General features: G+C 54.8%; 15 protein-coding genes. 3 read left to right on the plus strand and 12 right to left on the minus strand.

Annotation, left to right across the window (positions count from 1 at the left end; translation table 11 throughout):
* Positions 1 to 59 precede the first annotated feature (59 nt).
* The gene (gene glyA, locus OGY72_RS06635; protein ID WP_003835277.1) at positions 60 to 1,313 is read left to right on the plus strand and encodes a serine hydroxymethyltransferase; all 1,254 of its coding nucleotides are present in this window, start codon (positions 60 to 62) and stop codon (positions 1,311 to 1,313) included.
* Positions 1,314 to 1,405: 92 nt separating this feature from the next.
* Here the strand turns inward: glyA and hcaD are convergent, their stop codons facing one another.
* Genes hcaD through hcaE form a run of 5 tightly spaced genes read right to left on the minus strand, consistent with a single transcriptional unit; the run spans position 1,406 to position 5,623 of the window.
* Entirely contained in the window at positions 1,406 to 2,608 is a 1,203-nt protein-coding gene (hcaD, locus tag OGY72_RS06640) for a phenylpropionate dioxygenase ferredoxin reductase subunit (RefSeq protein WP_164562532.1), read from the minus strand.
* 9 nt (positions 2,609 to 2,617) lie between these two features.
* A complete protein-coding gene (gene hcaB / locus OGY72_RS06645) occupies positions 2,618 to 3,430 on the minus strand; it encodes a 3-phenylpropionate-dihydrodiol/cinnamic acid-dihydrodiol dehydrogenase (protein ID WP_286547456.1) in 813 nt (270 codons plus the stop codon).
* The gene (gene hcaC, locus OGY72_RS06650) at positions 3,427 to 3,747 is read right to left on the minus strand and encodes a 3-phenylpropionate/cinnamic acid dioxygenase ferredoxin subunit (protein WP_003835270.1); all 321 of its coding nucleotides are present in this window, start codon (positions 3,745 to 3,747) and stop codon (positions 3,427 to 3,429) included. The genes hcaB and hcaC overlap by 4 nt, the downstream gene beginning before the upstream one ends.
* Positions 3,747 to 4,265 (minus strand): 3-phenylpropionate/cinnamic acid dioxygenase subunit beta, encoded by a 519-nt coding sequence (gene hcaF, locus OGY72_RS06655; RefSeq protein WP_032944241.1) that lies wholly within the window; start codon positions 4,263 to 4,265, stop codon positions 3,747 to 3,749. The genes hcaC and hcaF overlap by 1 nt, the downstream gene beginning before the upstream one ends.
* On the minus strand, positions 4,262 to 5,623 hold the full coding sequence (hcaE, locus tag OGY72_RS06660) for a 3-phenylpropionate/cinnamic acid dioxygenase subunit alpha (protein WP_063941929.1): 1,362 nt from the start codon (positions 5,621 to 5,623) through the stop codon (positions 4,262 to 4,264). The genes hcaF and hcaE overlap by 4 nt, the downstream gene beginning before the upstream one ends.
* Before the next feature lie 135 nt (positions 5,624 to 5,758).
* Between hcaE and hcaR the strand changes: the two genes are divergently transcribed.
* A complete protein-coding gene (gene hcaR, locus OGY72_RS06665; RefSeq protein ID WP_003835264.1) occupies positions 5,759 to 6,640 on the plus strand; it encodes a DNA-binding transcriptional regulator HcaR in 882 nt (293 codons plus the stop codon).
* Positions 6,641 to 6,644: 4 nt separating this feature from the next.
* On the opposite strand, the gene OGY72_RS06670 is transcribed toward hcaR, so the two are convergent.
* The 4 genes from OGY72_RS06670 to OGY72_RS06685 form a co-directional block, all read right to left on the minus strand.
* Positions 6,645 to 7,727, minus strand: coding sequence for a fimbrial protein (locus OGY72_RS06670; RefSeq protein ID WP_003835263.1), 1,083 nt, complete (start codon positions 7,725 to 7,727; stop codon positions 6,645 to 6,647).
* Positions 7,718 to 10,213 (minus strand): fimbria/pilus outer membrane usher protein, encoded by a 2,496-nt coding sequence (locus OGY72_RS06675; protein ID WP_232794629.1) that lies wholly within the window; start codon positions 10,211 to 10,213, stop codon positions 7,718 to 7,720. The genes OGY72_RS06670 and OGY72_RS06675 overlap by 10 nt, the downstream gene beginning before the upstream one ends.
* A gap of 42 nt (positions 10,214 to 10,255) precedes the next feature.
* Complete coding sequence (locus tag OGY72_RS06680; RefSeq protein WP_003835261.1) at positions 10,256 to 10,948, minus strand: fimbrial biogenesis chaperone; 693 nt, start codon at positions 10,946 to 10,948, stop codon at positions 10,256 to 10,258.
* A gap of 83 nt (positions 10,949 to 11,031) precedes the next feature.
* Entirely contained in the window at positions 11,032 to 11,610 is a 579-nt protein-coding gene (locus OGY72_RS06685; protein ID WP_003835260.1) for a fimbrial protein, read from the minus strand.
* 493 nt (positions 11,611 to 12,103) lie between these two features.
* On the opposite strand from OGY72_RS06685, the gene OGY72_RS06690 reads away from it, so the two are divergent.
* The gene (locus tag OGY72_RS06690; RefSeq protein WP_125112739.1) at positions 12,104 to 13,252 is read left to right on the plus strand and encodes a 3-phenylpropionate MFS transporter; all 1,149 of its coding nucleotides are present in this window, start codon (positions 12,104 to 12,106) and stop codon (positions 13,250 to 13,252) included.
* Here the strand turns inward: OGY72_RS06690 and csiE are convergent.
* From csiE to OGY72_RS06705, 3 genes are all read right to left on the minus strand, one after another.
* The gene (gene csiE / locus OGY72_RS06695; protein ID WP_003835255.1) at positions 13,247 to 14,524 is read right to left on the minus strand and encodes a stationary phase inducible protein CsiE; all 1,278 of its coding nucleotides are present in this window, start codon (positions 14,522 to 14,524) and stop codon (positions 13,247 to 13,249) included. The genes OGY72_RS06690 and csiE overlap by 6 nt on opposite strands.
* A gap of 883 nt (positions 14,525 to 15,407) precedes the next feature.
* A complete protein-coding gene (locus OGY72_RS06700; RefSeq protein WP_286547459.1) occupies positions 15,408 to 16,007 on the minus strand; it encodes a KpsF/GutQ family sugar-phosphate isomerase in 600 nt (199 codons plus the stop codon).
* Complete coding sequence (locus OGY72_RS06705; RefSeq protein ID WP_003835250.1) at positions 16,004 to 17,641, minus strand: FGGY-family carbohydrate kinase; 1,638 nt, start codon at positions 17,639 to 17,641, stop codon at positions 16,004 to 16,006. Before OGY72_RS06705 ends, OGY72_RS06700 begins: the two co-directional genes overlap by 4 nt.
* Positions 17,642 to 17,657: the final 16 nt, after the last annotated feature.

Genomic DNA, 17,657 nt, shown 5'->3' on the forward strand with positions numbered 1-17,657 from the left:
GTCCTAGGGACTGCCTTTTTAGGCCGAAATTCTATTGTTAGCTGAGTCAGGAGATGCGGATGTTAAAGCGTGAAATGAACATTGCCGATTATGATGCCGAACTGTGGCAGGCTATGGAGCAGGAAAAAGTACGTCAGGAAGAGCACATCGAACTGATCGCCTCCGAAAACTACACCAGCCCGCGTGTTATGCAGGCGCAGGGTTCTCAGCTGACCAACAAATACGCTGAAGGTTATCCGGGCAAGCGCTACTACGGCGGTTGCGAGTACGTTGATATCGTTGAGCAACTGGCTATCGATCGTGCAAAAGAGCTGTTTGGCGCTGACTACGCCAACGTACAGCCGCACTCTGGTTCTCAGGCTAACTTCGCTGTTTACACCGCTCTGCTGCAACCGGGCGATACCGTTCTGGGTATGAACCTGGCACAAGGCGGCCACCTGACTCACGGCTCCCCGGTTAACTTCTCCGGCAAACTGTACAACATCATCCCTTACGGTATTGATGAGTCCGGCAAAATTGACTACGAAGACATGGCGAAGCAGGCCAAAGAGCACAAACCGAAGATGATCATCGGTGGCTTCTCTGCTTACTCCGGCGTTGTTGACTGGGCAAAAATGCGCGAAATCGCCGACAGCATCGGTGCATACCTGTTCGTCGATATGGCGCACGTTGCGGGTCTGATTGCCGCGGGCGTTTATCCGAACCCGGTTCCACACGCACACGTTGTGACCACCACTACCCACAAAACCCTGGCGGGTCCGCGCGGTGGCCTGATCCTGGCGAAAGGCGGTGACGAAGAGCTGTACAAAAAACTGAACTCCGCTGTGTTCCCAAGCGCGCAGGGCGGCCCGCTGATGCACGTGATCGCGGCGAAAGCTGTGGCGCTGAAAGAAGCGATGGAGCCTGAGTTCAAGGTTTACCAACAGCAGGTTGCCAAAAACGCCAAAGCGATGGTGGAAGTGTTCCTGAACCGTGGCTACAAAGTGGTTTCTGGCGGTACTGAAAACCACCTGTTCCTGCTGGATCTGGTTGATAAAAACCTGACCGGTAAAGAAGCTGACGCCGCGCTGGGCCGTGCTAACATCACCGTTAACAAAAACAGCGTACCGAACGATCCGAAGAGCCCGTTTGTGACTTCCGGTATCCGTATCGGTTCTCCGGCTGTGACTCGCCGTGGCTTTAAAGAAGCTGAAGTGAAAGAGCTGGCTGGCTGGATGTGTGACGTTCTGGACAACATCAATGACGAAGCTGTTATCGAGCGCGTCAAAGGTAAAGTGCTCGATATCTGTGCACGTTTCCCGGTTTACGCGTAAGTAATACGGATTGCCAGATGGTGGTGTAAACATCTTATCCGGCCTACAGGTAACTCACATGTAGGCCAGATAAACGAAGTGCCATCCGGCAGTTATATTGACTTAAGCAAGATTGTTTCATCGATTAAAGCCGCCACTGGCGGCTTTTTCTTTGCCTGAATCCATTTTCTCAATAAACGTATTTCTCGGCCCTGATTCAACGTTACTGCGCCGACAATCACGTCATCCTGTAGGTTAAACCATATTGCTCTCTGCGCATCTGAATTGCCGCGTATGAGCCAGCTGTCTCCCTGCATTTCGCCAATAAACTGCAAATTATCGCGATATTGATCGGTCCAGAACCAGCCCGGCGTTGCTGCTGGCTGCGGTTGATTGAGCATCGCGGCGGCGGCAACCTGTGCCTGAAAATTGGCGTTTTCCCAGCTTTCGACGCGTACTAACGAACCGTCAGCCTGGCGCGTTATCGCTACGTCACCGGCGGCGAAAATCGCGGGATCGGAGGTGGTGCAGGCGGTATCAACGATAATGCCGTTCGCCGTCTCCAGCCCCGCTTCGCGGGCCAGCATATCGTTCGCCACGATACCGATGCCATAGATCACCGCATCAGCGGTGAGAGTTTCGCCGTTTTGTAGCGTGAGCGAGAGACACTCTCCTGCTTCGACATGCTCAATAGTGCTGTTAAGCAGTACTCGCACGCCCGCAAGTTGGTGGCGGGCTAGCAGATAGTCGCGCACCGGAGCAGGCGCGTTGCGGCCCATGACCGTTGGCGCCAGCTCCACCACCGTCACCTGACAGCCACGTTGAGTCGCGCTGGCCGCCAGTTCCAGACCAATGGTGCCCGCACCGACAATGACAATCGACTTGCCCGGCAATAAATTGTCGCGCAGGCGCTCGGCATCGCCCGCGTGGCGCAGGGTGAAGCAACGATCGCCCAGCTTATCCAGTTGCGGAAGGGGGCGTGCCGCAGCGCCCGTCGCAATCAGTAGCCGATCCCATGGATAACTCTGCCCATTAGCCAGCACCAACTGATGCGTTTGGCGGCCGAGCGTCCGCACAGTAACCCCCAGATGCAGCTGTACGTTGTGTTCCCGCCACCAGTCAGCGGGGAGTATCGGCTGAAGTTGCGGATTATCGTCCAGTAGCATCGCTTTGGAGAGCGGTGGGCGTTCGTAGGGCAGATGTTGCTCATCGGAAAACAGGTGTAATTCGCCGTCAAATCCTTGTTGGCGCAGTGCAGCGGCAGCCATAGCTGCCGACTGACCGCCGCCGACGATAGCGATAGTTTTTGGGTTCATAACGCCTCCTCAGAGATCCAGTCCGGCGGCGACGTGACGAATACCGCGAATACCCAGACCGGCGTCGGCATTGATCATCACGCCGCTCAATGTGCGGTTGTTACGCCTTGACGCCAGCATCACATACGGGCCGGTAAAATCCGCCGGCTCCGGGAAAAACTGTAGTGGCAAAATAGCGGCGATTTTTTCCGGCGTCAGCGACTGCATAATCGATGTATCGTTTTGTCCCAGCGCCTGCGGGCCGCGTAGATCTGTCGCCATACCGCATGGACCGACACCGTTAACACGAACCTTTGGTGCCAGCTCGTATGCCAGCTGGCGAATCAGCCCGGTAGCCGCATGTTTGCTGGCGGTATACAGCGGGCCGCCGCCGCCGGGATACCACGACGCATTGGACAGGGTAAAGATGATGCTGCCTTCGCTGGCGATAAGTGCAGGGGCACAGGCTTTTGCGCCCAGCAGATAGCCCAGCACGTTGACGTTAAACAGCTCATGAAAGCCGCTCTCCAGCGCATCCGCAGGCGTATTGACCAACGAGGCGTTGTGATCCCATATCCCCGCATTTCCGATAAAACAGTCCAGCGTACCGTAATGCGTCAGGATTTGATCTACCGCGCGCTGATAGTCGGCGTAGCAGGTGACGTTGCCTTCGACTGCCAGCACATGTTCGCCAAAGCGCTGACGCAGGCTGGCAACTTTAGCTGGCGACAGCTCCAGCGTGGCGACCCGCGCACCTTCCTCGATGAAACGCTCGACCAGCGCCAGGCCAAGACCGGAGCCGCCGCCGGTGATAAAGACCACGTTATCGCGTAAATCGCTCATCTTGCGTCCTCTGGAATATCAACAAACACATCGCTACCGTCCACATATACTGCGTAGGTGGTTAGCGGATCGGTGGCGGGTAGACACAACGCCTTGCCGGTTCTCAGGCAAAAACTGGCGGCATGCAGCGGGCATTCCACCGTAGCGTCGTCTTCCAGATAGCCTTCCGACATCGAGGCGTTACCGTGGCTACAGCGATCGTTAATGGCATAGAACTCGCCGCCAACGTTGAACAGCGCGATGACGGGCGAAGTATCAAGCCGGAGCGCTTCACCCTCCGGCAAATCCCCTACGGGGCAGGCATAAACACGACTCATCAGAACAGTACACTCAGGTTATGGGAGGTGATCACCGCTTGATCCAGCACGATCTCACGCTCCAGTAAGCGCCACTCATCGCCCGGCAAACGGCGCACTTTGTCTATGCGCATGCCGACGTAAAAGGTTTCATCGCGCTCTTTTTGCGCGCGATACAGCAGATAATTAAGGCGCACGGCAAAGACGTCGGGAACTCCAGTTTCACTGACCTGGCAGTTGCTGATCAGGTGCCGGGTACGCGACGGTGGCTCTTCCGCCCAGGCCATGCCGGTTTCCAGCCGCGCGATACGACGTTCGAGCTGGTCTTTGTTGTCGTTGAAAATCCAGGTGGTCGGCGGCTGCACGCCTTTGCGACGATCGCGCGTCTGGGCATTGACCGTCGTACGCATGGTGTAGCGAATGTCTTCATCCAGTTGTGCCAGCCAGTCACGAAACTTCCAGTCATCCAGCAGGCTGGCTTCATGGTAGAGAAACTGTGTAATGCGGTGGTGTAGTTCCTGAGAAACTAAGGTGCTCATTTCATCACCTCCTGCTGGTAAGCTGCGGTTTTCTCCTGCACTTCCTGCCAGCTTTCGCTGCTGAGCAAATCGGCCCAGCGCTGATACATGCCGCGCGCGGCGGTTTCCGAAAAGATGTAGTTGGTGATCCCCGGAATGCCGTCTTCACGACGTTTCTCCTGGCCAAGCCCCATTTCCAGACACAACCTGGTGTTGCGTGCGCGATGACCCTTCAACAGTTTTTGTATTTCACACCAGTTTTCCGAGTCGTCCTGCTCCAGGAATCCGGCGGGGCCAAAAGCCCGCGTTGCGCTGTTTTCAAACGCGGCTTTCACTTCATCAGAGGCGGCTTTATCGGTAATACAGAATGCCCACACTTCAACTTGATCCGGCCCGCGCGGATGCCAGACCCTTAAGGTGGCAGTACCGTTGAGCCAGGAAAGCGTTGGGAAAATGTTGTTGTGACCGGCCAGACGCAGGGCGCGAACTTTACCCAGACGCTGCTCGGCTTCCGCGTAGGTGTCACGGTAGTAGCTGGAGACTTCGCCGTCGACCCAGACATTGGCATCAGGATTTTCGGTAAAGAAAAATCCGCTACCGTGCCCATCCTGACCGAACTGTAGTGCGTCTTTGGCGGTTTCCCACACCGGGCGGGCGGTTTGTCCGTCTCCCAGGCGTTTATCGCTGCCGTCGTCTTTTGCCCCCAGCACCTGCACGGCCGAGGCATGGCTGAACAGCGCGTGATACTGGTCGCTGGCAAACTGTTCGGCGGGGAATTTCCAGTTACAATCGATGGTCCACTTTTGTACGCCACCGACGATTTCGGTGCCGCCTTCACGACGATCCAGCACACCGTCGAGATACCAGGCGATGTCGCCGAGATAATCGCGCAGCGCAGGCGCGGAGGTATCCCAGTTGCCGAAAATCAGTCCCTTGTAGCTCTCTACGCCAGGAACTTCGTTCAGCCCCCAGTGCGATTTGCACAGCCCTTGCGGGTAGGCGCGCGGTTCCAGCGGGACGTCGATCAGCTCGCCGTTAATGCCGTACGACCAGCCGTGATACGGGCAGGTGAAGGCGCGGGTATTACCGCAGTCGGCGTAGCTGACGCGCATTGCGCGGTGGCGACACTGGTTGAGAAACGCTTTGATGCTGCCGTCTTTCTGGCGAACCACCACAACTGCATCCTCGCCCATGTAGGTGTTAAAAAAATCACCGGGTTTGGGGATTTGGCTTTCGTGGGCGAGAAATAACCAGCAGCGTCCGAAGATGCGTTCCAGCTCCAGTTGGTAAATTTCAGGGTCGGTATAAATTCGTGGGGTTACGCGACCGTTTTGCGTATCGATCAGTTGGTAGATGTCTAAATTTGAGGGTGTGGTCATATTTTTTAATCCTGAAAGCTAAGATGTATTGACCTTCTTTTTTTGTACCCTAAGGATGTTGCTGTTTAGTTATCAATCTGTGAAATAGTAAATTTCTACCAGTTGAGACATTTTTTCGATAACAAGGAGAAGGGCATGGAACTGAGGCACTTACGCTATTTCGTAGCGGTGGCGCAGGCGCTGAATTTCACCCGAGCGGCAGAAAAGCTGCATACCTCTCAGCCGTCGTTAAGCAGCCAGATCCGCGATCTGGAAACGTGCGTGGGCGTTCCATTGTTGGTGCGGGATAAACGAAAAGTTGCGCTGACGGCGGCGGGAGAGTGCTTTTTACAAGATGCGCTGGCGATCCTCGAACAGGCGGAAAACGCCAAAGTTCGTGCCCGTAAAACGGTGCAGGAAGATAATCATTTCGCCATCGGTTTTGTCCCTTCCGCAGAGGTAAATCTGCTGCCGAAGGTGCTGCCTTTGTTTCGTTTAAAACAGCCTGATACGCACATTGAGCTGGTGAGTCTGATCACCACTGAACAGGAAGAGAAGATCCTGAGTGGAGAGCTGGATGTGGGCTTAATGCGCCACCCGGTGTACAGCCCGGATCTCGATTATCTGGAGCTGATTCATGAGCCGTTAGTAGTGGTTTTACCGGTGAATCATCCGTTAGCGAATGAGCAAGCAATCTCCGCAGAACAACTACACGGCGTGAATTTTGTCAGTACCGATCCGGCCTACTCCGGCGCGTTAGCGATGATTGTCAAAAACTGGTTTCAGCGACAAAAAAGCCAGCCCAACATTGTGCAGGTGGCAACCAACATTCTGGTGACCATGAACCTGGTCGGCATGGGGCTGGGGGTGACTTTGATACCCGGTTATATGAATAATTTTAATACCGGACAGGTGGTTTTCCGTCCTATTGTTGGCGATGTCCCGACCATTGCGCTGTTGATGGCGTGGAAAAAAGGCGAGCTAAAGCCCGCCCTGCAGCATTTTATCGAACTGGCTCAGCGCCAGCCGATGTTGTGAGCCATTATTTCACGAGAACGGTGATGGTTGCGGTACCGCTAAATTTCCCCGGCGCGGGCGTGCCGCCGAGCATATTAATCGGCCAGGCTTCCAGGTTGATTACTCCCTTGCCGGAAGGATCGATATTGATCAATCCATTTGTGAACGGGACATTGACATGGGTCCCGTCGATACGGGCCATTCTCACACCGATGTCCGGGACGTTATTGGCTTCCTGGCGGCGGGCGACTAACGTGTACTGCTCAATCACATCATCAGCATCAATCCTCATTTCCATGCTATTTTTGATGGTTGAGGTATCACCGCAGTCATAGTGAATGTCAAAATTGACCGGTGTATAGCCGTCCGGCATCTGGTCCTTGGTGGTGAAACGGTTGGCGTTGATAAAACCGAGATCGACCTGAATCACGTCGCCCTGGTTGATTTTACAATCCTGGGGCACGGTGATGCTCCCCTGGATGCGCAGTTCGGCGATATCTTCCATGCTGCTCACCGATGGTGGGGTGGACGAACTGGTCCATCCGGCCTGTACTGAGGCGACCAGGGTGTCTGGAATTACCAGTTCCCCCAGGAAGGGTTTGGTGACGTACAGCGTAAAACGGGTGCTCGCGCCAATGGTTACCGGCGCGGCGCGGATCTCCGCTGGGTCAGCCGTGCACACGCTACCTTTGCTGCTGCTGGGGCTGTAAGAGCCACTTTCCTGGATAGGTTTAGTGTTCAGCGGCGTGACCGCCGTCTTCCCAGGAATGTCATCAACTTCAGTTTTAATATCCAGATTATCATTCAACTGGTAAAAGCCGCTGAGTTTACCGTTTTTAGATAGCGCGCTGGTGACCGTATAGTACAACGCCACTTTGCTACCCGCGCTACAGCTGCAATCGATTTGATAAGCATTGCCTGAGAGCGGCGTTGGCAGTTCCAGCGAGGTTCCCGCGACGTTCTGTGCTTGCGTCCAGTCGCTGGCTATATTGACGTTAAAGCTTCCCGTCGCGGAGCAGGCCCCGTTCACCGCGTAGACCGGGGTGATAGGTAGCGCCAGTAGCACGGCGGTAATCCCATTTTTCATCCACAGACTCTTTATTGACATAGCGCGTTCCCATTTTGTATTGCGGTGTTGCGAGCAGAATCTTCCGGCAGGCTGAAGGTAAACTGGCACTGTTGATCTGGCTGATTACCCCAGCGCACGGACCAGATCTGCGGCTGGCTGTTTACACCAGTGATATACAGCACGCCACCTTCATCGACGATGCTCTGCTGCGTCTGACTGCTGGCGATGGCGCCGAAGGGCAGTGCTTTTCCGCGCGCATCGGTGAGTTTCAGCAGTACGCGGTAGCCGGTCCGGGCAATAAAGTGTGCCGTTACGGCGGCACCGCGATTAGGCACTACGGTGCGCACCGTTTCGGTGACGTCGACGTTATCCGGCATCATTGTGGTATCGAGAGAGATGGCGTTTTCCTGATACGCGGTCAGATAGGGGATCACGGCATAGCCAAAATAGTCGGTGGCGATGCCGGGGTAATTTTTCACCCGGATCCCTGCCGCGCCGTTGGCGTCAATCAGCGCAAAGGCATTGCCCAGCGACTGCGACAGGGTCACGCCGTGACGATGGGCGACAATACCACCAGAGAGACCGTAGCTCAGTTGGCGGTTATCGCTGCTGTAGTCGTAACCGGCATTCACGGTGCCGTAGGCAGAACGGTAGCTGCCGTACAGACTGCTGCTGCCCGGATCGCCGCCTTCGCTTTGCCGTTGTTTCAGGTTATAAGTCAGCCGACGGTCTTCCAGCAGCGAGCCATTGATGCCCACTTCGTGCTGAGTAGCGCGATCGCGCTGGTCAGTGGTGCGCCAGGTTGCCTGCGCATGCGACAGCCAGCGATCCAACGGCACGCTCAGGCTGAGCGACAGCGTACGGTCGTTGTCGCTGTCATGTGAGTCGGTAAACTGGCCGCTGAGGTTATAGCTCACGCCCCACAGATTGCCGTTCAGGCCAATGGACAGGTTTTTATCCTGCTGCTCGCGATCCCAGTACTCCTGCTGCGAGCCAGAGGCGTAGAAACTGATACCAGAAAACAACGTCTGGCTGACAGTGAACTGAGCTTCATTGCGCAGGTGATCGCCGCCGTTGATACCCTTCTGGTTGGCGTCGGAGAAGTTGAAATAACCGCTGCTGGTGTAGCGGTAGTAGCTTAGCGACACGCTGGTGCCGCTTTCCGGTAGGTCTTTGATGTACTGGGTGCGCCAGCTGTAGCCATGATAGCTTTCATCGTTATCAAGCTGAGTGTCCGCGCGGCTGACGTCCATCGATACTGCTCCCAGAACGCCAAGCGTAGAGCCGAGGCCCAGCGCCAGCGCTCGGTAGTCCTGCGAGGCGTTCAGGCCGCCGTAAAGCGTGAACGCGTTGTTCAGACCATAGCTGGCGGTGCTTTCAAGGAACTCCGGCTCGTGGCTATCCTGCGAGCTGGCAGCGCGAAAGCGCCCCGCGGTGACGCTGTATTTTAGATAACCCGGTCTTTGCATCTGCGGCAGCGCGGAGAACGGCTGGACGAAATGACGTATGCTGCCGTCGGCTTCTTCGATAGTGACGTCTAAGTCGCCGCTGAACGCCGAAGGGTAGAGATCGTTGATTTCAAAAGCCCCCGCCGGAACGTTGCTTTGATACAGGATGTAGCCGTTTTGCCGTACCGTAACGATAGCGCTGGAGTTGGCGATGCCGCGAATGGTCGGCGCAAAACCGCGCTGGCTGTTGGGTAGCATGGTTTCATCAGAGTACAGCCGCACGCCGGTAAACTGATAGCTGGAGAACACCGTGCCTTCGGTGGCGCTCTCGCCTATCACCAGCTGCGATTTCAGGCTTTTGATATCCCGTTGTAGCCAGCTATTAATGCTATCCCAACGCGTGTCATTATCGCTGTGCGCCCAGGTCGAGTAATTGCGTAGTCGCCAGGGGCCGATGTTGGCGCCATTTTGCATATTCAGATACTGGCGCCGATCGCTGTCGTTGTCGTACTGGTTTTGCGAACCGCTAAAGTTGTAGTTGGTGAACAAAACCGGCATCCCGTCGTCCCAACGAGCAGGATCTACATAGCCGCGGGCGTCACGGTAAAGGGCAATCTGCGGCACGCTGAGATTCAGTCGGCTGTGGTTGATATCAAACTGTGAGATGCTGCCGGGAATCGCCTGCGTCAGGTCGGCAACCGTCGTGGCGTTGTCCTGCTCCGCCAACTGTGGATAGTTGTCGATTTTAAAGCCCAGTTCACGCAATTGCCCGAGGGTGAACTGAGGAATCAACTGGTGTTCTTTACCTGCAACGAACGGCAGCTTACGCTGGCCGGTTTTCTTGTTGTTAATATAAATATCAACAATATATTCGCCGGGAAGCTGGGCGTTATTCTGCGAAAATACCGCCAGATCCACCGCCTGTTGGCCGCTTTTCTCCGTTTCCAGAAGGGTTGGGTCAAAGTAGAAGTCACCGGCCCAGGCATGGCCGGAGGCCAGGCATCCGCTGGCGATTGCGCAGTGCAACCAGAAGGCAAGTGGCTTCACGGTTGATAAATTCGGCGTTCTTTGCGTCATATCGCTTGTCATTCCCTGAGAGCTATCATCGTGAGGCGCGGCTTATTGCAGCGTCTGGGTTTCTGTTTTGGTGGTACCGCCATAGTCGTTGATCGCGGCCCACTGCACCGTTTTCCCTGCGGCGGCGGGGACAGCCAGCCGTTTATGCTCGCCGGGAGCGATGTAATCGATTTTATTCGTGAGATCGGTTTTCCCTAGCGCAAGACCGGCGAATACGACGTGATAAGCCGATGGGTTATATATATCTAACTCATTATTGCTATATTTATATTCAAGAGATTTATAAGCGTCGTAAGGCTTGCCGACTAAATTTGTCGGGCGATAAAATAGTTTTATTCGTGTTTTAAATACCAGCGTTAGCGTATTATTATTCGCATCGGTGGTTTGGTTTTTGGCAGGAATAGCGCGCACATTAATAAAGAACAACGATTCTTTATCGTTAGCAATGTTTTCAGATGATTTTATAATTCGTAATGATGAATCGTTATCAGCATCGAGGCGAAAAAGCGGCGGCGTAATAATAAAGGGGCCTCGTGCGGTTCCCTGTGCATTGTCGACCCACGACTGCAATAAATAAGGCAGACCTTCACTGCGGTTAGCCACCGGCAGTGCGGCCTCTTTTTTCCCGGCATCGTAGATGACACGGGTTCTCTGTAGCACAATACCGCCAGCGAGGCTTTGGCTGACCCAACTGCCCAGCACCAATGCCAAAGCGAGCGCGGTGTTTTTTTTCATCGCTGTAATCCTTAACCTGATGTCAAAAAACGTCTCTTTCCATCTCAGCGGGAAGAAGGGATGGAAAGAGACGGTATACGGGATTAGCGGTAGTCGATGGTGACGTCAACGCTGGCGTTGGCTTCGCCTGGGGAGATCTCTTTAGAATCTACAGTGGAGACGTAATAGGCTTGTAGCCCTACGATAGTGGTGCCATCGGCTTCCGGGGCAAAGCTGATTTTTGAATCAGCCGCGGGCAGCTTATTCAGCACCATCGTTGCGTTGTCGCTGGCTCTTGCGATACGGATGCCCACGCCGGTTGCGGCGGTATCCATGCTGCTAACGGCGACCAGATCGTCGTGATCGGCTACGGTGCCGCCAGCGCGCGTTTCCAGCCACAGTTGGAACGAGTTGTCCGTTGTGCCATCAACGTGCTCCCACGGGGTGGCTGGGCAGTTTTCCAACGGAATATTAACCGGAATCGCCGGGCTGGTATCACCGACAGTTTTAAACTGCGCGGCGGCGTAATGACCCAGTTCCACGTTGATGACGTCACCATCGGCGAATTCACAGGTGCTGGTTAGAATTTCACCCGTAAATTCAATTTTACCGTCCGTCGCCCATGCGCTTCCCGCAGAAAGCGCCAGCAAGCTAACCGCTATAGATTTTGCAATTTTGTTCATTAAAGTCCCTCTTATTTGATAAACCTGTTAGCAATTAAATTAATGAAAAGACAAAGATCAAAATTAATTGCTGGGCAATGGTATTCGATATGCGCTGGCAGTCATATTAATAAGCGAGATTTTCAGATTATATTTATTAAAAATGAACGAGCTAACTGCTATTACATTTAAATAATTTTAAATTGGTGGGGAGTCAAAATATTGTAATCACGAATATTGGCTGTTAAGTGATATACTTGTGATGATATTAAGGCTTTTGTTATTCATCTGAGTATTTTTCGCAAAATCCATTCAATTCCTTGCATTACTGTTTATTCATCCCAGCATGTTCTCTGCTGTAAAATCATACAGATGTAAACGATTGCGGATGCGGATGACCAATCGTGTTGGTTAAAGGTGATGTTTGTCACAATTATTTCGTAAATGTGAACGGTAGTACTCTTCAGAATGTGGTTTGAGTCATTAGACTAGGGCTTCCAAAACAGGAGGACCCATGGCTTTGCATTCCACGCGCTGGCTGGCGCTCGGTTATTTCACCTATTTCTTTAGCTACGGTATCTTTCTGCCTTTCTGGAGCGTCTGGCTCGAAGGGTTAGGGCTGACGCCGGAAACCATCGGTTTACTGCTGGGCGCGGGGCTGATTGCCCGTTTTCTCGGTAGTTTGCTGATTGCGCCGCGTGTGAGCGATCCCTCCCGGCTGATCTCAGCGTTACGTATTCTGGCTCTGTTGACGCTGGTGTTTGCGCTGGCCTTCTGGGCGGGAACCAACGTGGCGTGGCTGATGGTGGTGATGATCGGCTTTAACCTGTTTTTCTCACCGCTGGTACCGCTGACCGACGCGCTGGCCAACACCTGGCAGAAACAAATCACCATGGATTACGGTCGGGTGCGACTATGGGGATCCGTGGCTTTTGTGATCGGCTCCGCGTTAACCGGCAAACTGGTGAGCCTGTTTGACTATCGGGTGATCCTGGTCCTGCTATCGCTTGGCGTCGCCTCGATGCTGCTGGGCATGATGATTCGCCCGAGCGTGCAGCCAGCGGGTGAAAACCGTCAGCAGGAGAGTGCGGGATGGCCCGCCTGGCGCGCGCTGATAACCCAGAGCTGGCGTTTTCTTGCTTGCGTGAGTCTGCTACAGGGGGCGCATGCTGCGTATTATGGTTTCAGCGCCATCTATTGGCAGTCTGCTGGATATTCCGCTTCGGCGGTGGGCTATTTATGGTCACTAGGTGTGGTGGCGGAGGTGATTATTTTCGCGCTTAGTCACAAGCTGTTCCGTCGCTTTAGCGCCCGCGATCTGCTGCTGCTTTCCGCCGTTTGCGGGGTGGCGCGTTGGGGATTGATGGGCTGGAGCACCGAGCTGCCGTGGCTGATCGTGGTGCAAATCCTCCATTGCGGAACCTTTACCGTCTGCCACCTGGCGGCAATGCGTTATATCGCGGCACGCCAGGGGAGCGAAGTTATTCGTTTGCAGGCGGTGTATTCCGCGATAGCGATGGGCGGCAGTATCGCCATCATGACCGTATTCGCGGGCTATCTGTACCAGAATCTGGGCAGCGGCGTGTTCTGGGTGATGGCGCTGGTGGCGCTCCCGGCAATCGTTCTGCGCCCGAAGGTGGTCGCGCAGCCTGCAACGTTATGATTCGAGAATTTTGCGGATCTGCTGCTGCTGATGCGGCGTAAGCGCCAGATCCGCATGAATCAACGGGGGTGAAAATAGCGGTAGTGGCGTGGTGTACGGCGTAATAATCAGCGTTACACCGCGCGGAGCACCCTCTTTTTGAAAGTCCTGCATCGGCATATGTTTTACGTTGAGCGGCAGCAGCGTCAGTTCGCGTAGCTGTTGCTCTATATGCACTTCAAGTTGTTCATTACTACCGGTCAGCAGGATTATCTGCTTTTCGTGTAAATCCTTCTCCTGCATCAGCCAGGCGCCGAAAATAACGGCCACCAGCCCGATCTCTTCTTCGGAAAATTGCACATCGTATTCGGCCTCGAAGCCGTGAATCGCCTCGCGGGTAGTACGAACCAGCCGGGGATAAAGGCGACTGAACTCCTCCGGCAGCGTGTTATCAATGCCGATGGCAAACACGCTGCGGTTCAGTGCCTGAGCCAGGTGGATATACAACTGGTCATTCAGCCCTTGCTCATCGCTGAAGCGCACATTGCCATACTCGCGAAAACGTAGCACCAGCCGCGCAATAGCAAGACGCAGGCGGCGATCCTGATGGTGATTATCGCGAATCGGGTCGGGGATACGAAGCATTGAGAACAGCAACGCCATAAACAGCGATTCGCCCAGTGGTGCACTCTGCATGACGTGGCGCTGCCAGTGACGGCCAATTTCCTCTGCGAGCGGATATTCCGCGCAGGATTGCGCCCAGCGTTGCTGGAGTGGGTTAAACTCCGGGGTGATCCCCGCGTGGTGCTGTAGCAGGCAATACTGTAAATACAGACGCAGGAACTGGATGTCACGACACTCAAACGGTTTCTGCAAGCGCCGGGAACACAGATTAATGAGCGCATGCAGATTGGTGTCGTCATACAGCGTACGTGCGATCCCCCTTTGTTTAAGTTCCGCTTTTAACGCCGGGGTAAACTGCTGAGCGATAAAGGCAGGGCAAATCCGCAGGCCACGGCGCAGCCACTGCAACAGACACAGACGTTGATTTAGCGGGGTTCCTTCGATCGTATAGCCACCATTCTGCGCGGTGGCTATCGCGAGCCGGTGATAGCGCTGGATTTCGAGTCCTGCGCCAATAATATCTTCCTGAACCGTGGCATCATCGACGCCGTTGAGGCTGCTGAAGGTTTGTGTAGTCGCGATTTGCCCCGGCAGGAAAAGCGTCAGCAGCACCTGGCAACGGCGCTGGGGAGCGGAAAGTACAGATGGTGGGGCAAGCGTTGACATCATCTGTAGGATCTCCCGTGAGTATGTTTGATAAGAATAGCTAAGGTTTGCTCATAGATTTGGAGAATGGAATGCTTTCCGCCAGGAATGCTGGAGAGCGTCACAGAATTTTTAACGTGCGGAACAGATAGCGGTAGTGGAACGCAGCGCGTTAATCCACTTTTTCACTGTTTTATCTTTTGGTTAGATATGCCAGAGATGTACTGCATGTCATGTTAAACATGATGGAGAATATTTTATTCCGCTATGGGGTTCCGTTCACCTGAACGGTGTCATTTCTCTGAAGCGCAGATACCCGTGAACGTGCAAGGGAGGCTCACCGCCGCCTCCCTTGCAACCCAGGCTCCCGGCGGGAAAATCGTCGCGATGCGATTCATTCGTCTTATGCCGTCTGCCTGTCGGGTCGGGGCCGAGCTTGCGTCCCTGCAGGCCATCCCCTCTGCCCGCATCCCTGCGGGCAGCCCCGGTCAGCCGTCAACGTCTCATCGATTTTCAGCCGGACCGGGGTCATCGCTTCAACGCTCTGACTTCCAGTTAAATCTGTTTTGCTGTTTAAACAAAAAACGCAGATGGTCAGGTGTGGGCTGGTCCGGCTGAAAATTGCCGACGTGTTTCCGTAAGGCCGGGAGAGCCAGCATGGATGCTGGCTCAGGGCGCGCTTTGCATGGACGCTACCTCGCGCCCGGCCCGGTAGCCTGAAGGAATAAGCGGAGGGTATTGCGCAGCAACAATTTTCCCGCGGGGAGCCGGGATTGTTAAGGGTACGGCGATAGTACCCTTAACACGTTCACAGGCAGTATCGTTTCAGAGAAGTGAAAAACATAAGGTGAACGTAGCAATATACCGGAGGCAACAGATTCATTACCTCCGAAACAGCTGTCTGGCGTTACTTACCACGGCTCAGCGTTAATCCCACATCACCACCTGGATGCACAGACAACAGCGTCTCCTTTGAGTAACCGCTTTCGCTCATCAGGCAGGCGCAGGCGGCGTCAAAGATAGCCAGCACCAGTAAAATAGAGGTGGTGGCTAACATGTTCAGCGGGTCGGCCTCACGCTGGACTCCGGTGGAAATCACCAATCTCGACGCTTTAGCAATGGCTGAATCGGCGTTTTCAGTCACGCTCAGGATTGGCACATTCCTCGCAGCCAGCCCGGGCAGTAGCCGGGTGAGTTCGTCCGAATTACCCCCGCGCGACAGCATAATGACCAGGTCGTCGGCGCGTAAAAAACCGAGATCGCCATGCGCCGCATCCGTCGCGTTGAGGTAAATTGCCGGGCGTTCCACGCACGCAAGCATATGCGCCACTTTACGCGCCGCAATGCCGGAGGTACCGACGCCAGTGACAACGATTTTGCCCCGGCAACCGCGCAGCTCGGCCATTAGCGACTGCCAGAGCGGTTCAGTCAGATGCTGCCCCAGACCCGCCAGGGCATCGCTATAGAGCTGAAATACGCCGGTAGCCTGAGACCAGGAGTTACTCATGCTTCCTCCTGCATCAACTGGCGATATTTCATATGATCCTGATACATCTCGTGGAATACCCGATATTTGCGATCGTAGTACTGCTTAATGCGATTTGTTTGCGGGGTAACCGTTTTACCAATCCGACTCATCGCCGACATCGCTTCCGGGAAGGTTTCGAATACGCCCGCGGCGATAGTTCCCATCATGGCGCCACCCAGCAGCATGGCCTCGCTCTCTTCAGGCAGCAGCATGGCGCAGCCGGTGGCGTTGGCATGTTCCTGAACGAAGATCGGGTTTTTCGTCCCGCCGCCGCTGGCCATTATCGTATCGATGGTGTAGCCGCTTTGATTCATCGTTTCAATGATATGGCGGGTTCCCAGCGCAATGGCCTGGATGGTCGCAAGGTACTGTAGCGCCATATCTTCCGGCGTACGTGACAGCTTCAGTCCGGTGATTGCGCCCGTGAGCGTTGGGTTAGCGCGCGGCGAGCGGTTGCCGTGGAAATAGGGCAGGATGTGCATGTCGCGGGTTAAAAACGCGATATCTTCCGGCTCACCGGCCATTTTACGCAACAGCGCATTCAGCACTTCGTAAATGGTTTGCCCCTGAGATTTAGCCTGCGCCAGCAGGGTTTCGTAGCAAGGATGCGACTGAATAACGTGGTCGATTAACGCCCCGGTTGCCGACTGCCCACCTTCGTTAAGCCAGTATTCTGGCAGTACGGCTGAGTAGTAAGGACCCCAGACGCCGCCGATAAAACGTGGCTCTTTGGAAATTGCCATGTGTCCGGTAGAGGTGCCGCCAATCAGCGCGATACGACGGTCAAAATCCGCCACCTCGCCGGAAACACCGCTTGCCCCGAGCGTGCCGAGGGTACCGGCGTGGGCATCGATGATCGAGACGCTGACAGCTGTCCCCGGAATCAGCCCCATTTCGCTGGCGGCGCGCGCAGACAGCCCGTGACCGAGCGGTTCGCCCATGGTTTTCACATAGCGACCAATTTTGGCAGCATCATGCTCCAGCAAATCTTCCAGCCCAATCTGGCGGAAATAGCTGGCATCCCATTTGTCTTCATGGCCCATATAGGTCCATTTACACACCGTCGAACACAATGAGCGCGTGTCATCGCCCGTTGCGCGCCAGGTCAGGAAATCGGGCAGGTCAAAATAGTAGCCCGCATTAGCCCATGTATTGGGCATATGCTGCTTCAGCCACAGCAGTTTTGGCGTCTGCATTTCCGGGGAGATAATGCCGCCAACGTAGTCCAGCACCCGATGATGCAGGGCGTTGATACGCTCGGCCTGAGTAATGGCGCGGTGATCCATCCATACAATGATGTTCTGTTCGCTGCGCCCGGACGGGCTGATGGTCAGCGGTTTACCTTCTTTGTCCAGCACCACCAGTGAACAGGTCGCGTCAAAGCCGAGACCTTTCACCTGGATAGGGTTGATATCCGACTGGTTAATCGCATCGCGAACCGCGTTACACACCGCCTGCCAGATGTTATCGGAAGACTGCTCAACAAAATCGGCCTGCGGGCGGTAAATCTCGATGGCCCGACTGGCCTGACCGACCATTCTGCCGTTGAGATCAAACACGCCAGCACGGGCGCTTCCGGTTCCGACATCCACACCAATAAAGTAACTTGCCATAATTTTTTCTCCTGAA

The organism is Citrobacter sp. Cpo221, from assembly GCF_030332345.1.
Taxonomy (GTDB): Bacteria; Pseudomonadota; Gammaproteobacteria; order Enterobacterales; family Enterobacteriaceae; genus Citrobacter; species Citrobacter portucalensis.

Bases quoted from the DNA above. Each gene is read 5' to 3' on its own strand.
- glyA (WP_003835277.1), top strand. From the start codon at position 60: ATGTTAAAGCGTGAAATGAACATTGCCGATTATGATGCCGAACTGTGG.
- hcaD (WP_164562532.1), bottom strand. From the start codon at position 2,608: ATGAACCCAAAAACTATCGCTATCGTCGGCGGCGGTCAGTCGGCAGCT.
- hcaB (WP_286547456.1), bottom strand. From the start codon at position 3,430: ATGAGCGATTTACGCGATAACGTGGTCTTTATCACCGGCGGCGGCTCC.
- hcaC (WP_003835270.1), bottom strand. From the start codon at position 3,747: ATGAGTCGTGTTTATGCCTGCCCCGTAGGGGATTTGCCGGAGGGTGAA.
- hcaF (WP_032944241.1), bottom strand. From the start codon at position 4,265: ATGAGCACCTTAGTTTCTCAGGAACTACACCACCGCATTACACAGTTT.
- hcaE (WP_063941929.1), bottom strand. From the start codon at position 5,623: ATGACCACACCCTCAAATTTAGACATCTACCAACTGATCGATACGCAA.
- hcaR (WP_003835264.1), top strand. From the start codon at position 5,759: ATGGAACTGAGGCACTTACGCTATTTCGTAGCGGTGGCGCAGGCGCTG.
- OGY72_RS06670 (WP_003835263.1), bottom strand. From the start codon at position 7,727: ATGTCAATAAAGAGTCTGTGGATGAAAAATGGGATTACCGCCGTGCTA.
- OGY72_RS06675 (WP_232794629.1), bottom strand. From the start codon at position 10,213: ATGACGCAAAGAACGCCGAATTTATCAACCGTGAAGCCACTTGCCTTC.
- OGY72_RS06680 (WP_003835261.1), bottom strand. From the start codon at position 10,948: ATGAAAAAAAACACCGCGCTCGCTTTGGCATTGGTGCTGGGCAGTTGG.
- OGY72_RS06685 (WP_003835260.1), bottom strand. From the start codon at position 11,610: ATGAACAAAATTGCAAAATCTATAGCGGTTAGCTTGCTGGCGCTTTCT.
- OGY72_RS06690 (WP_125112739.1), top strand. From the start codon at position 12,104: ATGGCTTTGCATTCCACGCGCTGGCTGGCGCTCGGTTATTTCACCTAT.
- csiE (WP_003835255.1), bottom strand. From the start codon at position 14,524: ATGATGTCAACGCTTGCCCCACCATCTGTACTTTCCGCTCCCCAGCGC.
- OGY72_RS06700 (WP_286547459.1), bottom strand. From the start codon at position 16,007: ATGAGTAACTCCTGGTCTCAGGCTACCGGCGTATTTCAGCTCTATAGC.
- OGY72_RS06705 (WP_003835250.1), bottom strand. From the start codon at position 17,641: ATGGCAAGTTACTTTATTGGTGTGGATGTCGGAACCGGAAGCGCCCGT.